The organism is Arenibacter sp. F20364, from assembly GCF_023015905.1.
Classification (GTDB): domain Bacteria; phylum Bacteroidota; class Bacteroidia; order Flavobacteriales; family Flavobacteriaceae; genus Arenibacter.
Map to the genome: position 1 here is coordinate 21,558 of NZ_JALKBD010000012.1, position 19,842 is coordinate 41,399.

Genomic DNA, 19,842 nt, shown 5'->3' on the forward strand with positions numbered 1-19,842 from the left:
CAATTTATATTTTTGCAAAAAGGCTATCTTTGCCACTTAATTTACAAGGAATCCAAATGAATACATTTAGCGTAAAAGAGCTACTATCTCCCGAACATTTACACCAAGAAGTCATTGTTAACGGTTGGGTAAAAACCTATAGGAGCAATAGATTTATTGCTTTAAACGATGGATCGACTATAAACAATATACAATGCGTAGTAGATTTTGAGGAATTTGATAAAAATTTACTAAGGCAAATTAATACCGGGGCAGCACTTAAAATAAGTGGCACCTTGGTAGAAAGCCAAGGAAAGGGTCAGTCTGTTGAGATACAGGTTAAGGATATTATAGTTCATGGAGGTGCAGACCCAGAGGCCTACCCTATTCAACCCAAAAAGCACTCCTTGGAGTTTTTAAGGGAGAAGGCTCATCTCCGTGTAAGAACAAATACCTTTGCGGCTATCATGCGCGTACGATCCGCACTTTCGTTTGCCGTTCATCAGTATTTTCAAAAAAACGGATTCTATTACGTCCATACCCCGATAATTACCGGATCGGATGCGGAAGGAGCTGGAGAAATGTTTAGGGTATCTACCTTGGACAATAAAAAACCGCCATTAACTGACGACGGGGAAATAGACTACAAGGAAGATTTTTTTGGAAAAGAAACCAATTTAACGGTGTCTGGACAGTTGGAAGCGGAAACCTACGCTATGGGACTGGGCAAGGTTTATACCTTTGGACCTACTTTCAGGGCCGAGAACTCCAACACATCAAGACATTTGGCCGAATTTTGGATGATAGAGCCCGAGGTAGCCTTTAATGATTTGGATGCCAATATGGATTTGGCCGAAGACTTCATTAAGGATGTAATCAATTATGCTTTGGAAAACTGTTTGGAGGATCTTCAATTCTTGGAACAACGATTATTGGATGAAGAAAAGAGTAAGCCCCAGGCCGAGCGAAGTGAGATGCCGTTGATCGAAAAATTAAAGTTTGTTTCGGACAATACATTTAAACGCGTAACCTATACCGAAGCTATAGACATTCTTAGAAACAGCAAGCCCAACAAAAAGAAGCAATTTAAATATCTTATAGATGAATGGGGAGCAGACCTACAAAGTGAGCACGAGCGCTTTTTGGTGGAAAAACATTTTAAATGCCCAGTGATACTTTTTGATTATCCAGCAAAAATAAAGGCATTTTACATGCGTTTGAATGAGGATGGCAAAACAGTAAGGGCCATGGACATCCTATTCCCTGGAATCGGCGAAATTGTAGGTGGATCACAACGTGAGGAGCGATTGGACATCTTAATGGAGAAGATCAAGGCTTTGGGTATTGATGAGGAGGAACTTTGGTGGTATTTGGATCTTAGAAAATTTGGAACTGCCGTACACAGCGGTTTTGGACTCGGTTTTGAGCGATTGGTATTGTTTGCAACAGGAATGGGTAATATCAGAGATGTTATACCTTTTCCAAGAACGCCACAAAATGCTGAATTCTAATCATTATTCTTTAACTTTATAGGACGGATTACCATTATTTATGCTGAAACAACACCTACAGTTTAAATTATCGCAGAAATTATCTCCACAACAAATACAGTTGATGAAGTTGATTCAATTGCCTACGCAAGCGTTTGAACAGCGACTAAAACAAGAATTGGAGGAAAACCCTGCCCTGGAAACTGGAAAGGAAGAAGGGGAGACCCAACAGGATGAATTTGATGATCTATATGACAATGAAACCGATAGTGAAAACATTAATGCGGAAGACATCAATATAGATGATTATTTAAGTGATGACGAGATTCCGGATTATCGCACACAAGCCAATAATTACAGTGCCGATGATGAGGAAAAAAGTGTTCCCTATGCAGCAGGGATTTCCTTTAATCAATACCTCATAAATCAATTAAATACGGTATACTTAACGGACGAGGAATGGTCCATTGCAGAATTCCTGGTGGGGAGCGTAGATGAGAGTGGATATATAAGAAGACCTCTTTCAGATATAATGGACGATCTGGCCTTTACCCAAAATATCTATACGGACGAAAAGACCATTGAAAAAGTATTGCATATAGTTCAGGATCTCGATCCTGCCGGTGTGGCCGCCAGAACACTGGAAGAATGCCTTCTTATACAATTAAAAAGGAAGGAAGTTACTCCAAGTATAGAACTGGCAATTACCTTATTGGAGAAATCCTTCGAACAGTTTACCAAAAAGCACTATCAAAAGCTTATTCAAAAACACAATATAACAGAAGAGCAGTTAAAAGATGCCATTACCGAAATTGAACGCTTGAATCCCAAACCGGGAGGTTCATATTCCGGTAATAATAGAATTGTTGAACACGTTGTCCCCGATTTTTCCATTCGAATTGTAGACGGGGAATTGGAGCTTACCCTAAATGGAAGAAATGCACCAGAGCTTCACGTTTCACGCGAGTACAACAACATGTTGGCCGGGTACAAAAACTCCAAGGAAAAGTCAAAGTCCCAAAAGGACACCGTAATGTTCATCAAGCAAAAATTGGATGCCGCAAAATGGTTTATTGACGCCATAAGACAACGTCAGCAGACCCTTTATATTACCATGAACGAAATCATGGAATATCAAAAAGAATACTTTCTGACCGGGGATGAACGGAAACTGAGACCTATGATCCTAAAGGATATAGCCGATGGTATCGGTATGGACGTCTCTACCGTATCCAGGGTGGCCAACAGCAAATATGTTGATACCCCCTATGGCACCAAATTGATAAAGGATTACTTCTCCGAATCCATGAAAAATGATCAAGGAGAAGATGTATCTACCAAAGAAATAAAAAAAATATTGGAAACTGTTATTGGAGAGGAAACCAAGAAAAAACCGTTAACGGACGATAAATTGGCGGCTATTCTTAAAGAAAAAGGGTATCCTATTGCCAGGCGTACGGTAGCAAAGTACAGGGAACAATTGGATATCCCGGTAGCCAGGTTGAGAAAACAGATTTAATGCGACTATTCCTAAAGATCACATCTTACCTTCTACACCCGCTTTTTATCCCATTTGCAGGCACTATAGCTTATTTCCTAATTACGCCCAAATACAGTCCGTTAGAGGTGCAGAGTGGCAATATATTGCCCATATTTATACTCACCATAATCATACCTATTATATTTTACCTGATCTTGCGGAACTTGGGCATTGTAAGCTCCATATTCATGCCCAATCTACAAGAACGGAAATATCCTCTTTATATAAGCTTAGGACTGCTTATAATGGTTTTGTTCAAAGTAATTCCCAATAACTTTACCATAGAGCTGCATTACTATTTTCTAGGCCTGATAGCGGGCTTATTCAGTGCTCTTGTATTGCTGTTTCTAAACTTTAAATGCAGTATGCACATGTTGGGCATGGGAAGCCTGCTGATGTACTTAATAAACCTTAGTATTCACTTTGAGATCAACGTTACCATTGCCATAAGTATCGTAACATTACTTTGTGGCCTAGCAGCCACCTCCAGGCTTTATTTGAACGCCCATAATAAAGCTGAAGTACTTATTGGTTTTGCCATTGGCCTATTCACCCAATTATTTACCATTAAATTCTGGTTATAAAATATAGAAAATAAGCCCCACCTTCAGTGGCTTAAACTCTACAAGGTCTCCGGATTGCCCCATTACCCCGTCATTAAATAGCGAACTTAGCGCGTAATAAATATGAATATTGAAGGTATTGTAGCCGACGTTTAAGGTTAGACCATATTGAAAGTCCCTTATATCATTGTTGACAAAGACTATTTTCTCTGTACTTGAAACGTATTTGGACCTTCCATCAAAGACATAACCAATTTTTACACCTGTATATATCCTCCAAAATTTATACTCCTCTGGGGTAGAATTACGCCATCTAAACTGAAAGGGCAGCTCAACTACATGTGTAGCAATTTTATTTCTCTTAAAATCGGCATCACTATCCAACACCGTATATTCCAATTCTGTTCCTTGCTGTGAAGCCAACAAATTTGTATAGTAGGAGTTTATACCATAGCCTAGACCAATACCGATGCCCATGGTCCTATCATAACTTATCGGAATATCTTTTATAAAACCACCCTGTAAACCATATGACAGGTTTCTTTGGGAAACATCAGGGGGAAGTTGCGTAGCAAAATTATAGGTGAGTCCAAAATAAAACTGATCTTCCAAATATTTCCTATCCACATCATTCTTGGTATCCAAAACTTGCCCACTAACAAAAGTCACGGATAACAAAAGTATTGTCAAAATAAAAGAACACCTCATAGCCCACTAAAGGTAATTAATTAAACACAAAAAAAACGCTTCAAAATATGCATTTGAAGCGCTTTAAATTCTCTTATCCTTTTACTAACTATTGCAAGTTCCTGAAAGCATCACCTTCATAGGTGGTATAATTTACTTTCAGGGCATTTACTTTTCTAAGTTCTTGTTTAATATCGGAAATAATACCCATATTGGCTTCCTTGTCCACCTTAAGTGCGGTTGTCAACACATTTTGTAATTCTTGAGGCTTTTTGGCCCTTTCCATCAAAATATAATCTCCAACTTCGGAGGCATCAGCAAACTTATCGTTCAACTGAATTTTGGATTCGGTACCAAAAGTTTTTTCATATTCACGGGTTGGTTTTCCAACATAAATGTAGATTACCCTATCCTTCTTCTCCAGCTTTTTAATTTCTGAAGCATTGGGAAGAACGTTCTCAACCTTTAGGGAACTATCTTTCATTACCGTAACCGTCATAAAGAAGAACAAAAGCATAAAAACGATATCTGGCAATGATGCTGTATTCACCGCTGGTAAGGAAGCATCTTTTTTCTTATTAAATTTTGACATAGTATCTTGTTTTTATCTTCTATATTTAGTTTGAGGATGTTTCAGCCTCTGAAAGCTTCTGCGGAAACAAATCCTGAATCCTCTTCACCTTTTCCTTTAACTCATCACGAACATTGTCCGGCGTTTCTGGATTAAGATATTCGGCTTCCATATCCGTAAAGTCTTTCTTAAACAAACGCTGGGCTTCTCTATTTCTAAGATCGTTATAAGCTCCAACCAATTCGTTCTGAACCGTAATATAGGTACCGTACTTGGTTTCCCTATCGTTCTTCAGTGATATAATGGCCTTGGAAGGGTTATCGGATGAGCTTGCATCCCTCTTCCCTTTACAATAATTACAAAAATCAGGGCTTCCTGAAGGAGCACCACCATTGTCTAAAAAAGCAATGGCCTTAGCCCTTAAATCCTTGATGTTTGTTAATTCTTCGTCAGCCAATAATTGTCCATCACGGTTAATACTGACCTCAAAAATATTCTTTTGCTTAATAATTACATCGGTATCGGGCGGCTCAATTGGTGGCAACATACGATCCAAACCTGCATCTGTCTCAATAGTGGTAGTCACTAGAAAAAAGATAAGCAATAAGAACGCTATGTCTGCCATAGAACCTGCATTTACCTCTGGTGGTGCTCCTCTTTTTGGCATAATATTTTATTTAATTATTTACTAATCATTTTCTTAACTCCAGACCACAACATGGAAGCTACAGCTATTAATGTAAGGATGAAAAATACATTTAATCCCATACCTATCGTTTTTACCGTACTTTCTGTTGTAGGCACTCCTTTTTTGGCCATTTCATCCAAATTAACGTCGGTTCCATTTGCCAAGGCATAAGAGATAACAACGACAACTAAAAGACCACCCACACCAATTAGGGTTTTCTTTAAGGCTCCTTTGGATGTCAATAAATTAATCAATCCAAAAAGAACCGAGGCCGCTATCGCAATCCCCAACAATAAGTAGGTGATAATGAACATAAAGTTCATAGACCCGTTATTTATGGCTTCCGTTGCGGGAACGTCTGCACTTGGAAGCTGAAACCACAGTATGGCCCCAATCACTCCGAGTACAACTAATATTATTTTAACTATTTTATGCATGATACTTTAAGTATTTAGTGTCCAACTTATTTTTTGTGATCTGCCAACATATCAATCAATGTGATTGATGAATCTTCCATATCATTAACAATACTATCAATCTTTGCAATGATATAATTGTAGAAAATTTGAAGGATAATCGCAGTAATAAGACCGAATACCGTTGTCAATAATGCCACCTGGATATCACCTGCAATAAGGGAGGCACTCAAGTTACCAACCGCTGCAATTTTCTGGAAGGCCTGAATCATACCGATTACCGTACCCATAAATCCAAGCATCGGAGCTACCGCGATAAACAAGGACAACCAGGAAACGTTTTTCTCTAATTGACCCATTTGCACACCTCCGTAGGCTACAACTGCCTTCTCTGCAGACTCAATGCTATCTCCAGCTCTTTCCAAACCTTGATAGTAGATGGAGGCAACTGGCCCTTTTGTATTTCTACAAACCTCTTTAGCGGCTTCAATACCTCCTGAAGCCAAAGCATCCTCTACTTGTTGCTTTAATTTTGTAGTATTGGTCGTAGCAAGATTTAAATAAATAATTCTTTCAATTGCTACGGCTAGACCAAGAATCAAACATAAAAGAACAATACCCATAAATCCGGCACCACCCTGTATAAATTGCTCTTTAAGCACTTGGGTAAAACCTTTTTCAGCTGCTGGAGCCGCATCTTGCAAAATAGCTGCTGCTGCAACAACTTTCGCACTTACTGTATTTGTACCTGCCACAAATAACCCAGCTGTTGCTAGGATAGAGAATAATCTTTTCATTTCTTTCAAACTTAAATTTAGTTAGTTAATAGGGTTAAAGATAAAAAATTTTCGCAATATAAAAATTAAAACTTAACAGCAGAGAGGAAGGGATTCGAACCCTCGATACCCTTGTGGGGTATACACACTTTCCAGGCGTGCGCCTTCGACCACTCGGCCACCTCTCTAGTTATAGTTATTGGGCAGCCAAATAACAAAAAAAATATTAGTTAAAGAAATTTAGACTGTTATTTTTATTGCATTTCACCCCTGAGAGATGTTTCATATATGGTTTTGAACAACTTAGGGGAAATATTATTTCCAAGTAAATACATTAACTTGGTAATTGCCGCTTCAGTTGTAATATCCTTACCATTAATTACTTGTAGTTTTTCTAGGTGCTTACTTGTTTCATAGTGCCCCATAAGAACACTTCCCCCTGAACATTGTGTTACATTTATAATAAAAATTTCCCTGTCCATAGCTTTTTTCAACTCCAAAGTAAACCATTCGTCCGTTGGAGCATTACCAGAGCCATAAGTTTCTAAAACCACTGCCTTTAAGTTAGGTGAATTTAAGATGCTATGCAAGACTGTTTGGTTAAAACCAGGAAATAATTTTAAAATGACCACATTTTGATCCATAACCTTATGGACTTTTAGCCTTTTAGTTGAATTTGCCCTAAACAAATACTCCCTGTTTATTTTTAAATGCACCCCAGATTCTATTAAAGCAGGATAATTCAAGGAGGCAAAAGCCTCAAAATGCTCTGCATTGATCTTGGTGGTTCTATTTGCCCTATACAATTTATATTCAAAATACAGCCCTACCTCTTGGATCACAGGCTCGTTATCTTCACGAAGGGCAGCTATCTGTATAGAGGTAATTAAATTCTCCTTGGCATCGGTCCGTAAATCACCAATAGGCAATTGGGAACCGGTAAATATGACCGGCTTCCGCAAGTTCTCCAGCATATAGCTCAAAGCCGAGGCCGTATAGCTCATAGTATCGCTTCCATGAAGTACCACAAATCCGTCATGGGAATCATAATGTTCTTCAATTATAGAAGCTATATTTACCCAATTTCCAACATTCATATTGGATGAATCTATAGGAATATCAAAGGAAATACTATCTATACTGCAATCCAATTGACTTAACTCCGGGATATTTTTGATCAATTTTTTAAAATTAAAGGCCTTTAATGCCCCGGTATTGTAATCCTTGACCATACCTATGGTCCCTCCTGTGTAAATAAGGAGAATTTTATTTTCTTTGACCGTAGAAGTTCTGTTTTTCAATTTCAATATTTATTGGTGTATAAAAAAAATGAGAGCTCAATCCCAACTCAATTTCGCAGTTTCACCCAAAGGCAAAAAATAATTTGGATTCCGCTTTAAATTCCAAAAACTTGTTTGGAATTAGCGGTTGTAATTGCTGCAATTTCTTCCTTGTCCCTATTATATACGTAGGACATTTTTTCCAGAATGTTTACCAAATAAGCACTTTCGTTCCGCTTTCCCCGAAAAGGAACAGGCGCCAAATAGGGAGAATCTGTTTCCATCACCACGTGTTTCAGGTCTATTTCTCCCAAAAAAGTATCGATTTTACCATTTTTAAAGGTAAGTACTCCGCCAATACCCAACTTCATATTATAGGAAATTGCCTTCTGTGCCTGCTCAAAAGTTCCCGTAAAACAATGAAAAATACCATAAAGTCCATCGCTTTTTTCCTCCTCCAGAATTTGGAATATTTCATCAAAACCTTCCCTACAATGGATCACTACCGGATAAGCATACTTTTTAGCCCATTGTATTTGCTGTTTAAAGGCAATCTGCTGCTCCTTTAAAAAGGTTTTATCCCAATACAAATCGATGCCGGTCTCCCCTACTGCGTAAAATCTCCGTGAAGCCAACATCTCTTCCACATGGGCCAACTCATCCCTATAGTTGTCTTTTACATGTGTTGGATGCAGCCCTGTCATAAGAAATATATTCTCGGGGTAGGTTTTTTCCAAATCGAGCATAGCATTGGTATATGACGAATCTATTGCAGGAATAAAAAAGCGCTTTACTCCCAAGGCCATCGCTCTCTCTACGACCTTATTACGATCCTCATCAAAAGCTTCACTATATAAATGGGTATGTGTATCTGTTAATATCATAGAACAAAAATAGGATTATCTTTGACAAAAAAATACATATGCCCAGCCTTAAAGCTTTTCTTCATAACAAAAAATATATAGCCATCCCCCTAGTGTTGACGGCGACGAACCATTTTGAAGTCTCTGCCACCATAAATGGGGTAAAAGGAAGGTTTATATTGGATACCGGGGCATCCAACACCTGCATTGGTCTGGACAAAATAGAATTCTTCAAATTGAATTCAAAAGATTCCAAAATTAAGGCGGCTGGGGCAGGAGCTACGGAAATGTTCACCAAACTTTCCACCAAGAACCTTATAGAAATAGGAAAATGGTTTAAAAAGAAACAAAAAATTGTCCTGTTCGACCTTGTTCATGTAAATCAAGCTTTGACCTCCCATCAAGCCATGCCCGTTGATGGCATTATTGGGGCGGATATATTAAAAAAGGGAAGGGCCATCATCGATTATAAAAAAACCAGGCTTTACCTAAAACAATAAGGGACTAATTCCAAATGTTGTGTGTCAATCCGAAAAAGATAGCATAAGCTAACCCAGTATTCGTGTTCTGTTCATTTTTTGCATCGCCCAAATGCGCAGCATTCATGAATACAATTAAAAATCAATAGACCAGTCGACGAGCAAAAAACAACCAGGGTCGAAAAACTAAGGCACAGAGTACCTTGGTTTTAAGGAGCCAGCTAAGGTCTTGGGCGAAATGCTCTATGGACGCCTTCCTGTGCCCAGTGTAAAAACCCCTTGATATACTACCAAAATAAAAATAGGCCGTTCCTTTGTTCCGTCAACTTACAAGGTGTCGATAAATCATTGTCCTTTCCAGAATATGATCGAACATTACCTGAAAAGCCTGTTGTTGGGTCTGTATTCTTCCGTAGTGCAGATGTCATGGCCGTTAAGAATTATTGAAGCCTTGGAAATAATTTAGGCCATGGCATCGATCCTTAAAATTCCGAGATTTTAGGGAACACATAGTGAAGAAGGGTCCTTTCTCCCGCCTGCCGGCGAGCTAGGTTCGCGAATACCTTGAAATAACAAGTAAAACTCAATAAACTAAATCAGAGGTTCATGACAACAGATAAAAAACAATGAAAACCATCAACAAAACAAAAAATAAGACCTGCCACGTTTTTAAAACCTGACAGGTCAATTTTATTTGTATTCCAATACATGCGGGGCCCTGCCCCTTGGGTGCTATATTACAGCTCCAACGCTTTTTTAACGTTGTTGTCCATCAACAATTCTTCTGGACTCTCCAAAGCCTCCTTAACTGCCACTAGGAAACCTACAGACTCCTTACCGTCAATAATACGGTGATCATAGGACAGGGCAACATACATTATAGGTGCAATGGCTATGGCACCATCACGAGCAATGGGTCTCTCTACAATGTTGTGCATTCCCAAAATTGCACTTTGTGGTGGATTGATTATTGGAGTGGACAACATGGAGCCAAAAACCCCTCCATTGGTAATGGTAAAGGTTCCCCCGGTCATCTCATCTACAGTAATCTCACCTTCACGAGCTCTTATAGCCAACCTTTTTACTTCAGATTCCACACCTCTGAAGGATAAATTTTCCGCATTACGTATCACGGGCACCATAAGACCTTTTGGTCCGGAAACCGCTATACTGATATCACAGAAATCGTAAGAAATCATTTCTTTGCCATCTATCATTGAATTAACGGAAGGATACATTTGCAACGCCCTGATCACGGACTTTGTAAAAAAGGACATAAATCCTAAGCCAACATTGTGCTTTTCCTTAAATTCTTCCTTGTATTGGCTTCTCAAGGCAAAAATAGCCGACATATCCACTTCGTTGAAAGTGGTCAACATTGCTGTTTCATTCTTGGCAGCCACCAAACGCTCTGCCACCTTACGCCGCAACATAGACAATTTGGTCCTACTTTCCCCTCTGGACCCCCCTGTGGGAGTACCCATTGAAGGAACCGCTTTAACAGCATCTTCCTTGGTAATCCGCCCGTCTTTTCCAGTGCCTTTTATGCTTGATGCATCCAAATCCTTCTCGGCAAGAATTTTCTTAGCGGCTGGAGATGCCGACCCGGAGGCATAGGAAGTTTTTTCTGGCTTGGCCTCGGTTTTCTGTTCCGCTACTTCCTTAACTTCAGGTTTCTTCTCCACTGGCTTATCTTCACTCTTGGAAGTCCCTTCCGGTTTGGAAGCACTAGTATCTATCAGACACACTACCGCACCTACGGCAACAGCATCCCCCACCTCAGCCTTTAAGGTTATAATGCCACTTTCCTCTGCTGGCAATTCCAATGTAGCCTTGTCCGAATCCACTTCCGCTATTGCTTGATCTTTCTCCACGTAATCACCATCGCTCACCAGCCATTCTGCTATCTCTACCTCGGTAATGGATTCCCCTGGAGAAGGGACTTTCATTTCTAAAATCATGTTTTATAATTTTAATTTGTGTTTTGTCTAAACTCGTTTTTAATTTTAATCTCTAAAAATTTTCCTTTTTGAACATTTTGATACTTTTAGCTATAAATATCCAAAAGAAATAATACTACTTATTACTGGCATCCGGGTTTCTACCCATATTGTTCTTATTTATATCAAAAACATAATCTATCACCTGCTGATGGCGACGTTTTGAGCGAACAGCACTACCAGCGGCCGGAGAAGCGTAAAATCTTCTTGAGGCCACCCTTAATTTATGGGCTTCGCTAAAGTGCATGGTCAAATGCCCCCAAGCACCCATATTTCTAGGTTCTTCTTGGGCCCAAACCTTATCTTCGGCATTTTTATACTTTTCCATTATTGCCTTCATTTGCTTGGTAGGCACAGGAAATAATTGTTCTACCCTAACCAAGGCAACATCCTCCCTTTTGTTTTCTTCCCTGTAGGCCAAAAGGTCATAATAGAATTTTCCGGTACAGAATACCATGCTCTTAATTTTGGATACCTCTGCAGTTGCATCATCAATTACCTCCTGGAAGCTGCCGTTGGAAAATTCCTCAACCGTTGATACAGCGCGAGGATGTCTCAATAAACTTTTTGGGGTAAACACAATTAATGGCTTCCTAAAATTCACTTTCATTTGCCTTCTCAACAAATGGAACATATTTGCAGGTGTGGACACATCGGCGATATACATATTATCCCGTGCACACAATTGCAGATAGCGCTCCATACGTGCTGATGAGTGTTCCGCACCCTGGCCTTCGTACCCGTGCGGCAACAGCATTACCAGACCATTTTGCAGCTTCCATTTATCCTCCGCTGCAGATATGTATTGATCTATCATAATTTGGGCACCATTACTAAAATCCCCAAATTGAGCTTCCCAAATTGTTAAAGTATTAGGGCTCGCCATGGCGTATCCATAGTCAAAACCAACTACTCCATATTCCGATAACAGGGAATTATATATTTCAAAAGTCCCTTGTTTATCAGATATGTGGTTCAAAAGCATTACTTCCTCCTCACTTTCTTCCACCTTCATGACCGCATGGCGATGTGAAAAAGTACCACGTTCAACATCCTGACCGGACATGCGCACACCATAACCCTCCTCTAGAAGAGTGCCATAGGCCAAAAGTTCCCCCATGGCCCAATCCAAGGTATCATTTTCGAAAAACATGGCCTTACGGTCGTTTACCAATTTTTCGACTTTACGCAAGAACTTCTTATTCTTGGGCAACTCTGTTAACACCTTGGCTATTGCCGTCAGTTTCTTTTTATCGTATTTTGTATTTACCGCATCCATCATCTCCCATTCACGAACATGGGTAAAGCCGCTCCATTCATCGGCCATAAACGGAGTTATTACGGTCTTGTCCTCTTTTCGGGAATCTTCCAATTCCTCCTCGAGAGAAGCTTTGTATTGTTCTTCCAACTCTTGCACATAGCTATCCCCTATAATACCTTCCTTAATCAATGCTTCAGCATAAATATCCCTAGAGTTTTTATGCTTGGCAATTGCTTTGTACAGTTTTGGCTGTGTAAAACGCGGTTCGTCACCTTCATTATGTCCGTATTTCCTATATCCCAAAAGATCTAAAAAAACATCCCTTTGAAAGCGCATGCGGAATTCCAGGGCGAAAAGTGAGGCGTGCACTACAGCCTCCGGATCGTCGGAATTAACGTGCAGAACAGGGCTCAAAGTTACTTTGGCCACGTCCGTACAATAGGTAGAACTACGGGCATCCAAATAATTGGTCGTAAACCCAATTTGATTATTTACAACAATATGAATGGTACCATTGGTTTTATAACCATCCAAATTTGCCATTTGCACCACTTCATAAACGAGTCCCTGACCTGCAATGGCAGCGTCGCCATGCACTACAATTGGCAATACCTTGGAAAAATCATCTTTATAACGAGCATCCTGCTTTGCTCTAGCGATACCTTCAACTACCGCACCAACAGTCTCCAAGTGGGAAGGGTTTGGCGCAATATTCATTATTATTTTTTTTCCATTGTTGGCTTTCCGTTCAGAAGTCCACCCCAAATGATACTTTACATCCCCATCAAAAATCTCCTGCTCATAATCTTTACCATCAAACTCACTAAAGATATCCTTTGCCTTCTTGCCAAATATATTGGTCAGAACATTTAATCGGCCCCTATGGGCCATTCCCATTACAAATTGCTCAACCCCCATTTCGGCAGCCTTTTCCACTACGGCATCCAACGCAGGAATCAAGGATTCATTTCCTTCTAAGGAAAACCTCTTTTGACCCACATATTTGGTATGCAAAAAACCTTCAAAGGAAACTGCCTCGTTCAATTTTTTTAGAATATGCTTTTTTCTATCGGCATCGTATCTCGGGTGATTGTCATCTACGTTCAACCAATTTTGAATCCATTCCACCCGCTCCGGGTTTCTGATGTACATATATTCCACACCTATTGCATCACAATAAATGCTTGTAAGGTGCTGTATGATTTCGCGTAAGGTACTGGGGCCAATGCCCAAGATTTCCCCAGCTGTAAATGTGGTATCCAGATCACTTGGAGCAAGTCCAAAATTTCCAATTTCCAAAGTCGGAAAATATTGTCTTCTTTCCCTGACCGGGTTTGTTTTGGTAAACAAATGCCCTCTTGTCCTATACCCATCAATCAATCGAACCACCTGAAACTCCTTCTGAAGTTTCTCCGGAACCTCTACCTCGTGACCACCAGCCACAGACAATGGTGCCGTCTGTAATTCATCGACCATCCCATCCATGGAAGTTTCCATGCCAAAATCGAATCCTTGAAAAAAGGCCCTCCAACTAGGCTCTACACTATCGGGATTTATTAAATACTTATCGTATAATTCTGCGAAATAAGAAGTATGCGCAGCGTTTAAAAAGGAATATTTATCCATGAAAAAGTCTCTCTGTCTTTTGAACAAAATTTATTCAAAAATACAACATTTAGCATATCTAAGCTTATCTTAGCCCTGAATAATGGAAAATTATTACAATAATTATGTTAAATCGTCATTCCTTAAAAAAAAGCGTGATTTTATGTGTTTTTTTCACGGCATTTTGGGGCTTAGGTTACTCGCAACCCACCCCAGGGAATTCCGATTTTTGGAACCAGGTATATTTTGGAGGCAATTTAGGCCTCGGTTTTGGCAATAATTCCTTCAATGCATCTATCTCTCCCAGTGCTATTTACCAAGCTAATGAGCAATTCGGGGTAGGCCTGGGTGTTAACTTTAACTATGCCAAATTTCGGGATGCAAAATTAGTGGCTTATGGAGGCAGTGTACTTTCCTTGTTCAATCCTATTCCTGCATTACAACTTTCTGCCGAAATGGAACAGCTTAGGGTATATCGGGAGCTTGAACTTGACGGTGGCAACCGGGAAGAAAATTATTGGTCACCGGCCCTGTTTCTGGGTATAGGTTACGGCAATAGGAATGTAACCATTGGAGTTCGGTACAATATATTACACGATCAAGAAAAAAGTATTTATGCCGATGCACTAATGCCCTTTGTACGCGTGTATTTCTAAACTAAGACCCGTACTCATTTCTAAACCACACTTTTTGCCATTCCCTTTTCAGAATCTCAAAGATAACCTGTTCCGATATTTCAACCACATCCGTAGCTGCAATAGCTTTGACCGCTTTCTCCGGAACATCGATAATATAAAGTAAGTTTAAATAGTCCGTAAACTTCTCCATGATCAAATAATATACTTTCTCATGCACCAGAGTTTTCAAATCCTCAGGAGAAATCTGCTCGGGCCAGTCTACGAATACATTGGCAAACACAAAATCTTTTTGCAATTGTAAGACTAGAGCTTGATAGAGACTTCTATCGTTGGCATGTTTTAGCAGTGCCGAAATATCAGGAAAATTTACAACCATATGCTATTTACGAAATTATAGTTGAAATGGTTTTTAAGCCAACGCAATAAAACCAACTTTTTCCAAAACTCGGCAGACTAGAGCACTTTTTCGATGAAAAATTTTAAAATCACAACTTTATTAGAACCAATAGTTCTATTTAGGACCGATCATTAATAGGGTTTTCATATCAATTTTCAACAAGCACCAAATCCGTTTCCCCTTCAATAAGTACTACATGGCAGCAATCTGCCCCTACGGTGAAATCCGAATCCACCATTAGCTTATTATCGATATATCCTCGAAAATTTATCTCAAGTTTCTTATTCCGGTATCTCGAAACGTATTTGTCACTGAACAAAGGATAGGTCCCATTTTCTGCCATCCAGTCATATTCACTACTTGAGGCACCAAGGGTGATTTCGTCTCCATTAGACAGCACAACCACCTTAAAGTAATCTAAGGCCACGGCAACACCGTCCTTATCCTTGACATTCACTGTAATGGTCCTAAACTCTTCGGTACAGAATACATCTACACAATTAGGAGTACCATCCACCTCCTTGTTACTGCAATTAAGCGATAGCAAAACTGTTATTAAACCCACATATAATTTCATAAACCCTTTTTTTTAAGGATGCACGGTCTTCGGATGGGTTGCTTTCTTCAATTCAAATTTATCCAAACCATTAATCAAAATCTACATGAAGAGCATACGATTATAAATATAGCCCTCCTAAGCAATTAAAATAAAAAAATAGGTTCTGCGAATTTATTTCCTGATTTTCTCCTCCCAAAGCCAGGCCGACTTCATAGCTTCGTCCAATGTAGATTCCGCCTTCCAGCCCAAAACCTCGTTTGCCTTGGTCGTGTCGGCATAGGCAGAAGTGATATCACCGGGTCTCCTATCTACAATTTTATAATTCAATTTTTTTCCGGACACCTTTTCGAAGCTTTTGATTACTTCCAAAACGGTGCTTCCCGTTCCGGTCCCTACATTAAAGACCTCATAATTATCTTGGTTCTTGCCGTTCATCAATCTTTCCAAAGCCACTACGTGGGCCTTGGCCAGATCAACTACATGAATATAATCCCTAACACAGGTACCATCCACAGTAGGATAGTCCCCACCAAAAACGGAAAGCTGTTCCCTGATGCCCGCACCTGTTTGGGTAATAAACGGCACCAAATTTTGAGGAACACCTATTGGCAATTCCCCTATTTCTGCACTCGGATGTGCTCCCATGGGATTAAAGTACCTAAGCGCAATGGCATTTATGCCCGGCGTCACCTTACAGGTATCACGGATTATTTCCTCCCCCATTTGCTTGGTATTGCCGTAAGGAGATTCTGCCGGTTTTACTGGCGCACTTTCGGTAATGGGCATTTTATCGGCTTGACCGTAAACGGTACATGACGAACTAAAGATAAAACTGGATTTATCCTTTTTGGAAAGTTCTTTGAGCAAGTACACCAAAGTTCCAATATTGTTCTCGTAATACAGCAACGGTTTTTCAACGCTTTCACCAACGGCTTTGGATGCGGCGAAGTGAATAACCCCGGCAATGTCCTGATGTCTTTTAAAAAAATCCTCAACCTTTGATTTTTCCTTTAGATCCAATTTCTCAAAAATCGGCCTCTTCTCCGTAATGGCCACAATACCCTCCAAGACCTTTTCGGTTGAATTGGAGAGATCGTCAATAATAATTACTTCATAGCCTTTATTCTGCAATTCTACGGTGGTATGGGAACCTATAAATCCCAAGCCTCCCGTTACGAGTATTTTCATCTATTTAAAATTTTGGTTTTCATTTTAATATGCAACAAAACAATCCAAAGCAAGCTTTAATTATTAGCCTATAAACTGAATAATGGTCTGGGTAATAAAAGTAATTTGCTCATCATCCAACTCGGTGTGCATCGGTAAGGAAATAACTTCCTTGACCAGTTGATTGGTTACCGGAAAATCCTTTTCCTGATAACGCTCATCCAAATATGCCTTTTGCCTATGCAAAGGTATGGGATAGTAGACCCCACATGGAATTTGTTTTTCGGCCAAATGCTTTACCAATTCATCACGTTGTCCATTTAAAATTCTCAAGGTATATTGATGGAATACATGACAGTCGCAAGAATCACATATCTCCGCACAGCCATTTGCCATTTGCGGCACAGTAATATTCTTATTTCCCTCAAAAGCTTTGGAATACTTTTTTGCCGCTGCCCTCCTACGGGCATTATAAGAATCCAATCGGGACAACTTTGACCTTAAAACCGCTGCTTGAATAGAATCCAATCGGGAATTGACCCCAACGACATCATGATGATAGCGTTCGTACATTCCATGGTTCACAATTCCCCTCAGGGTATGTGCCAATTCATCATCATTGGTGAAAATAGCCCCTCCATCTCCATAGCAGCCCAAGTTCTTGGAAGGAAAGAAGGAGGTTGCCGCAACGTGCCCCATAGTACCAGCCTTCTGTTTTGAACCATTTTCAGAGGTATAATCGGCCCCAATGGCCTGTGCATTGTCTTCTATGACAAATAGATTATGCTTTTCAGCAATTTCAAGAACCGCATCCATATTGGCACATTGGCCAAATAAATGGACTGGTACAATTGCCTTGGTCTTAGGGGTAATAGCTTTTTCAAGCGCCACTGGATCTATATTAAAACTATCCAGCTCTACATCTACCAGGACTGGGGTAAGCTGCAACAGGGCAATTACCTCTACGGTAGCTGCAAAGGTAAAATCGGCGGTTATTACCTCGTCCCCTGGTTTTAAACCCAGACCCATCATAGCAATTTGAAGGGCATCGGTACCATTTGCACAGGGAATAACGTGCTTTACCCCCAAATAGTCCTCCAATTCCTTTTGAAAGGCGTGTACCTCGGGACCATTGATAAATGTGGAGGTTTCCAGAACATTGGATATAGAGGCATTTACCTCATCCTTTATAACTTCATATTGACCCTTTAGGTCGACCATTTGAATTTTCCTCATTGAATAAAACTTAGATTCCAAACTTGGTTTGGCGCGAACAATATTACAAAAATAAGGATTGGCAGCCAATGGAATTTATTTAAAGAAGCGTATTTTAGCCCCAAACGAAGATTCAGTGTTTGTTATATATAATTTCGCCGTAAAGTTATCTGCCCTTTTCTTGGAATTAGTTGCTTTGTTCCATCCAAAAATTAAGCTTTTCGTAAATGGCCGGAAGAAGGTAATACCCTATTTACTTCAAAATATTTCTCAGGACGATCAAATCATATGGGTGCACACTGCCTCTTTGGGCGAATTTGAACAGGGCCTTCCCATCATAGAACTGTTAAAAAAGAACTATCCAGCAAATCGTATATTGGTCAGCTTCTTTTCACCTTCGGGCTATGAGGTTAAAAAAAATACCGCCGCCGCAGATATGGTTACCTATCTGCCAATGGATACCCCAAAAAACGCTAAAAAATTTATTGACATCGTCAATCCCAAGTTGGTCATTTTTGTCAAGTACGAAATTTGGCCCAATTATTTAAAAACATTGTCCCAAAGAGGCATACCCACTGTCTTGATCTCCGCCTTATTTAAGGAAAATCAAATATACTTTAAAAGTTATGGCGGGTTTATGATAAAGGCCCTCCGTAATTTCTCACATATTTTTGTTCAGGATTCCAGGTCCATCGAATTATTGAACACCATCAACATAAAAAACACTGATATTAGCGGGGATACCAGATTTGATAGGGTAATTGAAATTCTCGAAAGGGACAACAACCTGGCATTTATGGCGGAATTTAAAAATGGTGAGCGGACATTGGTAGCTGGCAGCACTTGGCCAGAAGATGAAGAAGTATTGGTACCTTATATAAATGCTGGCAGATCCACTTTAAAATTTGTTCTTGCCCCGCACAATATCAAACCGGAACATATCAACAAACTAAAATCCTCCATCAACAAGAAAACCATACTTTACTCAGAATTGGAGAATAAAGACCTATCCAAATACGAGGTTCTTATTATAGACACTATTGGCATTTTGACCAAAATCTACAGTTACGCGGACATTTCCTACGTAGGTGGTGGTTTTGCCACTGGATTGCACAATACTTTGGAACCAGCGGTATACGGCATTCCCGTAATTATTGGTCCAAACTTTAAGGGCTTTAAGGAAGCTGAGGACCTTGTTGACAAAGGCGGAGTATTGGTTGTTAAATCGAGGCAAGAATTCAACACCTTGGCCAACCAACTGCTAGGGGACATGGAGTACCTTAAAAAAACTGGGGATATCAACAGCACTTATGTATCTGAAAATAAAGGGGCAAGCATCCAAATCATGGCATATGTACGTACATTAATTTGAACACCTATGTTACGACTATGCAAAATTCCCGAATTATACACTTGGTTGCCCTGACCACTTTTGTCCTATGCTGTCTCGCGTGCCGGGGGCCTTTGGGCGAACAACAGGGCACTACTCCACCTGAAAACGCTGTTCCTTCGTCTAAAAAGGACGATGTAAAGAAGCCGCAACCTGAAAAAGTAGTTCCTCAACTTGATAAAAGCATCCCTACCAAATCCAAAAATGGACAAAAGCCCACAGCAAGGGACACCCTTGCCCCAAAAATTGCCCTGTCATAAACATACCATACATTTGGT

20 protein-coding genes and 1 tRNA gene are annotated in these 19,842 nt (G+C 39.9%); 7 read left to right on the plus strand and 14 right to left on the minus strand.

All coding sequences use genetic code 11. The annotated features are described in order from the left end of the window. Nucleotides 1-56 precede the first annotated feature (56 nt). Genes asnS through MWU84_RS11570 form a run of 3 tightly spaced genes read left to right on the plus strand, consistent with a single transcriptional unit; the run spans nt 57 to nt 3,593 of the window. The gene (gene asnS, locus MWU84_RS11560) at nt 57-1,490 is read left to right on the plus strand and encodes an asparagine--tRNA ligase (RefSeq protein ID WP_246901639.1); all 1,434 of its coding nucleotides are present in this window, start codon (nt 57-59) and stop codon (nt 1,488-1,490) included. A 40-nt stretch (nt 1,491-1,530) separates the two neighbouring features. Next, the gene (gene rpoN, locus MWU84_RS11565) at nt 1,531-2,988 is read left to right on the plus strand and encodes an RNA polymerase factor sigma-54 (RefSeq protein WP_246901640.1); all 1,458 of its coding nucleotides are present in this window, start codon (nt 1,531-1,533) and stop codon (nt 2,986-2,988) included. Then, a complete protein-coding gene (locus MWU84_RS11570; RefSeq protein WP_246901641.1) occupies nt 2,988-3,593 on the plus strand; it encodes a hypothetical protein in 606 nt (201 codons plus the stop codon). Before rpoN ends, MWU84_RS11570 begins: the two co-directional genes overlap by 1 nt. On the opposite strand, the gene MWU84_RS11575 is transcribed toward MWU84_RS11570, so the two are convergent. From MWU84_RS11575 to MWU84_RS11610, 8 genes are all read right to left on the minus strand, one after another. Continuing rightward, nucleotides 3,588-4,280 (minus strand): porin family protein, encoded by a 693-nt coding sequence (locus tag MWU84_RS11575; protein WP_246901642.1) that lies wholly within the window; start codon nt 4,278-4,280, stop codon nt 3,588-3,590. The two genes, MWU84_RS11570 and MWU84_RS11575, sit on opposite strands and share 6 nt — an antisense overlap. An 88-nt stretch (nt 4,281-4,368) precedes the next feature. Beyond that, nucleotides 4,369-4,851, minus strand: coding sequence for a biopolymer transporter ExbD (locus MWU84_RS11580; RefSeq protein ID WP_246901643.1), 483 nt, complete (start codon nt 4,849-4,851; stop codon nt 4,369-4,371). Nucleotides 4,852-4,876: 25 nt separating this feature from the next. Continuing rightward, nucleotides 4,877-5,497 (minus strand): biopolymer transporter ExbD, encoded by a 621-nt coding sequence (locus MWU84_RS11585; protein ID WP_246901644.1) that lies wholly within the window; start codon nt 5,495-5,497, stop codon nt 4,877-4,879. A gap of 14 nt (nt 5,498-5,511) precedes the next feature. Continuing rightward, a complete protein-coding gene (locus MWU84_RS11590) occupies nt 5,512-5,955 on the minus strand; it encodes a hypothetical protein (protein WP_246901645.1) in 444 nt (147 codons plus the stop codon). Nucleotides 5,956-5,981: 26 nt separating this feature from the next. Next, nucleotides 5,982-6,731, minus strand: a complete 750-nt coding sequence (locus tag MWU84_RS11595; RefSeq protein WP_031442360.1) for a MotA/TolQ/ExbB proton channel family protein — start codon at nt 6,729-6,731, stop codon at nt 5,982-5,984. 79 nt (nt 6,732-6,810) lie between these two features. Beyond that, a tRNA-Ser gene (locus tag MWU84_RS11600) sits at nt 6,811-6,898 on the minus strand. A gap of 66 nt (nt 6,899-6,964) precedes the next feature. Then, nucleotides 6,965-8,011, minus strand: a complete 1,047-nt coding sequence (locus MWU84_RS11605) for an asparaginase (RefSeq protein ID WP_281502548.1) — start codon at nt 8,009-8,011, stop codon at nt 6,965-6,967. A 95-nt stretch (nt 8,012-8,106) separates the two neighbouring features. Then, nucleotides 8,107-8,874 carry a TatD family hydrolase gene (locus MWU84_RS11610; protein WP_246901646.1) on the minus strand — a complete coding sequence of 256 codons (768 nt, stop codon included), beginning with the start codon at nt 8,872-8,874 and terminating at the stop codon, nt 8,107-8,109. Nucleotides 8,875-8,912: 38 nt separating this feature from the next. Between MWU84_RS11610 and MWU84_RS11615 the strand changes: the two genes are divergently transcribed. After that, complete coding sequence (locus MWU84_RS11615; protein ID WP_246901647.1) at nt 8,913-9,353, plus strand: retropepsin-like aspartic protease; 441 nt, start codon at nt 8,913-8,915, stop codon at nt 9,351-9,353. A gap of 716 nt (nt 9,354-10,069) precedes the next feature. Here the strand turns inward: MWU84_RS11615 and odhB are convergent. Then, on the minus strand, nt 10,070-11,293 hold the full coding sequence (gene odhB, locus MWU84_RS11620) for a 2-oxoglutarate dehydrogenase complex dihydrolipoyllysine-residue succinyltransferase (protein WP_246901648.1): 1,224 nt from the start codon (nt 11,291-11,293) through the stop codon (nt 10,070-10,072). Between the two features lie 115 nt (nt 11,294-11,408). Beyond that, entirely contained in the window at nt 11,409-14,219 is a 2,811-nt protein-coding gene (locus tag MWU84_RS11625; protein WP_246901649.1) for a 2-oxoglutarate dehydrogenase E1 component, read from the minus strand. A 104-nt stretch (nt 14,220-14,323) separates the two neighbouring features. Here MWU84_RS11625 and MWU84_RS11630 point away from each other — a divergent pair, with 104 nt between their 5' ends. Next, entirely contained in the window at nt 14,324-14,854 is a 531-nt protein-coding gene (locus MWU84_RS11630; protein ID WP_246901650.1) for an alpha-ketoglutarate decarboxylase, read from the plus strand. A gap of 1 nt (nt 14,855) precedes the next feature. Here the strand turns inward: MWU84_RS11630 and MWU84_RS11635 are convergent, their stop codons facing one another. The 4 genes from MWU84_RS11635 to MWU84_RS11650 all read right to left on the minus strand — a co-directional run bounded on the left by MWU84_RS11635 (nt 14,856) and on the right by MWU84_RS11650 (nt 18,195). Then, a complete protein-coding gene (locus MWU84_RS11635; RefSeq protein WP_246901651.1) occupies nt 14,856-15,212 on the minus strand; it encodes a hypothetical protein in 357 nt (118 codons plus the stop codon). Between the two features lie 169 nt (nt 15,213-15,381). Further along, nucleotides 15,382-15,810 carry a hypothetical protein gene (locus MWU84_RS11640; protein WP_246901652.1) on the minus strand — a complete coding sequence of 143 codons (429 nt, stop codon included), beginning with the start codon at nt 15,808-15,810 and terminating at the stop codon, nt 15,382-15,384. Nucleotides 15,811-15,963: 153 nt separating this feature from the next. Next, nucleotides 15,964-16,980 carry a UDP-glucose 4-epimerase GalE gene (galE, locus tag MWU84_RS11645; RefSeq protein WP_246901653.1) on the minus strand — a complete coding sequence of 339 codons (1,017 nt, stop codon included), beginning with the start codon at nt 16,978-16,980 and terminating at the stop codon, nt 15,964-15,966. 63 nt (nt 16,981-17,043) lie between these two features. Next, nucleotides 17,044-18,195 carry a DegT/DnrJ/EryC1/StrS family aminotransferase gene (locus tag MWU84_RS11650; RefSeq protein ID WP_246901654.1) on the minus strand — a complete coding sequence of 384 codons (1,152 nt, stop codon included), beginning with the start codon at nt 18,193-18,195 and terminating at the stop codon, nt 17,044-17,046. Nucleotides 18,196-18,310: 115 nt separating this feature from the next. Here MWU84_RS11650 and MWU84_RS11655 point away from each other — a divergent pair, with 115 nt between their 5' ends. Both MWU84_RS11655 and MWU84_RS11660 read left to right on the plus strand, forming a co-directional pair. Beyond that, nucleotides 18,311-19,546, plus strand: coding sequence for a glycosyltransferase N-terminal domain-containing protein (locus MWU84_RS11655; protein ID WP_246901655.1), 1,236 nt, complete (start codon nt 18,311-18,313; stop codon nt 19,544-19,546). Nucleotides 19,547-19,563: 17 nt separating this feature from the next. Then, on the plus strand, nt 19,564-19,824 hold the full coding sequence (locus MWU84_RS11660) for a hypothetical protein (protein ID WP_246901656.1): 261 nt from the start codon (nt 19,564-19,566) through the stop codon (nt 19,822-19,824). Nucleotides 19,825-19,842: the final 18 nt, after the last annotated feature.

Coding starts and splice junctions, on each gene's coding strand:
- MWU84_RS11630 (WP_246901650.1), top strand. CDS start 14,324: ATGTTAAATCGTCATTCCTTAAAAAAAAGCGTGATTTTATGTGTTTTT.
- MWU84_RS11625 (WP_246901649.1), bottom strand. CDS start 14,219: ATGGATAAATATTCCTTTTTAAACGCTGCGCATACTTCTTATTTCGCA.
- asnS (WP_246901639.1), top strand. CDS start 57: ATGAATACATTTAGCGTAAAAGAGCTACTATCTCCCGAACATTTACAC.
- MWU84_RS11570 (WP_246901641.1), top strand. CDS start 2,988: ATGCGACTATTCCTAAAGATCACATCTTACCTTCTACACCCGCTTTTT.
- MWU84_RS11590 (WP_246901645.1), bottom strand. CDS start 5,955: ATGCATAAAATAGTTAAAATAATATTAGTTGTACTCGGAGTGATTGGG.
- MWU84_RS11615 (WP_246901647.1), top strand. CDS start 8,913: ATGCCCAGCCTTAAAGCTTTTCTTCATAACAAAAAATATATAGCCATC.
- galE (WP_246901653.1), bottom strand. CDS start 16,980: ATGAAAATACTCGTAACGGGAGGCTTGGGATTTATAGGTTCCCATACC.
- odhB (WP_246901648.1), bottom strand. CDS start 11,293: ATGATTTTAGAAATGAAAGTCCCTTCTCCAGGGGAATCCATTACCGAG.
- MWU84_RS11635 (WP_246901651.1), bottom strand. CDS start 15,212: ATGGTTGTAAATTTTCCTGATATTTCGGCACTGCTAAAACATGCCAAC.
- rpoN (WP_246901640.1), top strand. CDS start 1,531: ATGCTGAAACAACACCTACAGTTTAAATTATCGCAGAAATTATCTCCA.
- MWU84_RS11575 (WP_246901642.1), bottom strand. CDS start 4,280: ATGAGGTGTTCTTTTATTTTGACAATACTTTTGTTATCCGTGACTTTT.
- MWU84_RS11610 (WP_246901646.1), bottom strand. CDS start 8,874: ATGATATTAACAGATACACATACCCATTTATATAGTGAAGCTTTTGAT.
- MWU84_RS11660 (WP_246901656.1), top strand. CDS start 19,564: ATGCAAAATTCCCGAATTATACACTTGGTTGCCCTGACCACTTTTGTC.
- MWU84_RS11595 (WP_031442360.1), bottom strand. CDS start 6,731: ATGAAAAGATTATTCTCTATCCTAGCAACAGCTGGGTTATTTGTGGCA.
- MWU84_RS11650 (WP_246901654.1), bottom strand. CDS start 18,195: ATGAGGAAAATTCAAATGGTCGACCTAAAGGGTCAATATGAAGTTATA.
- MWU84_RS11585 (WP_246901644.1), bottom strand. CDS start 5,497: ATGCCAAAAAGAGGAGCACCACCAGAGGTAAATGCAGGTTCTATGGCA.
- MWU84_RS11640 (WP_246901652.1), bottom strand. CDS start 15,810: ATGAAATTATATGTGGGTTTAATAACAGTTTTGCTATCGCTTAATTGC.
- MWU84_RS11580 (WP_246901643.1), bottom strand. CDS start 4,851: ATGTCAAAATTTAATAAGAAAAAAGATGCTTCCTTACCAGCGGTGAAT.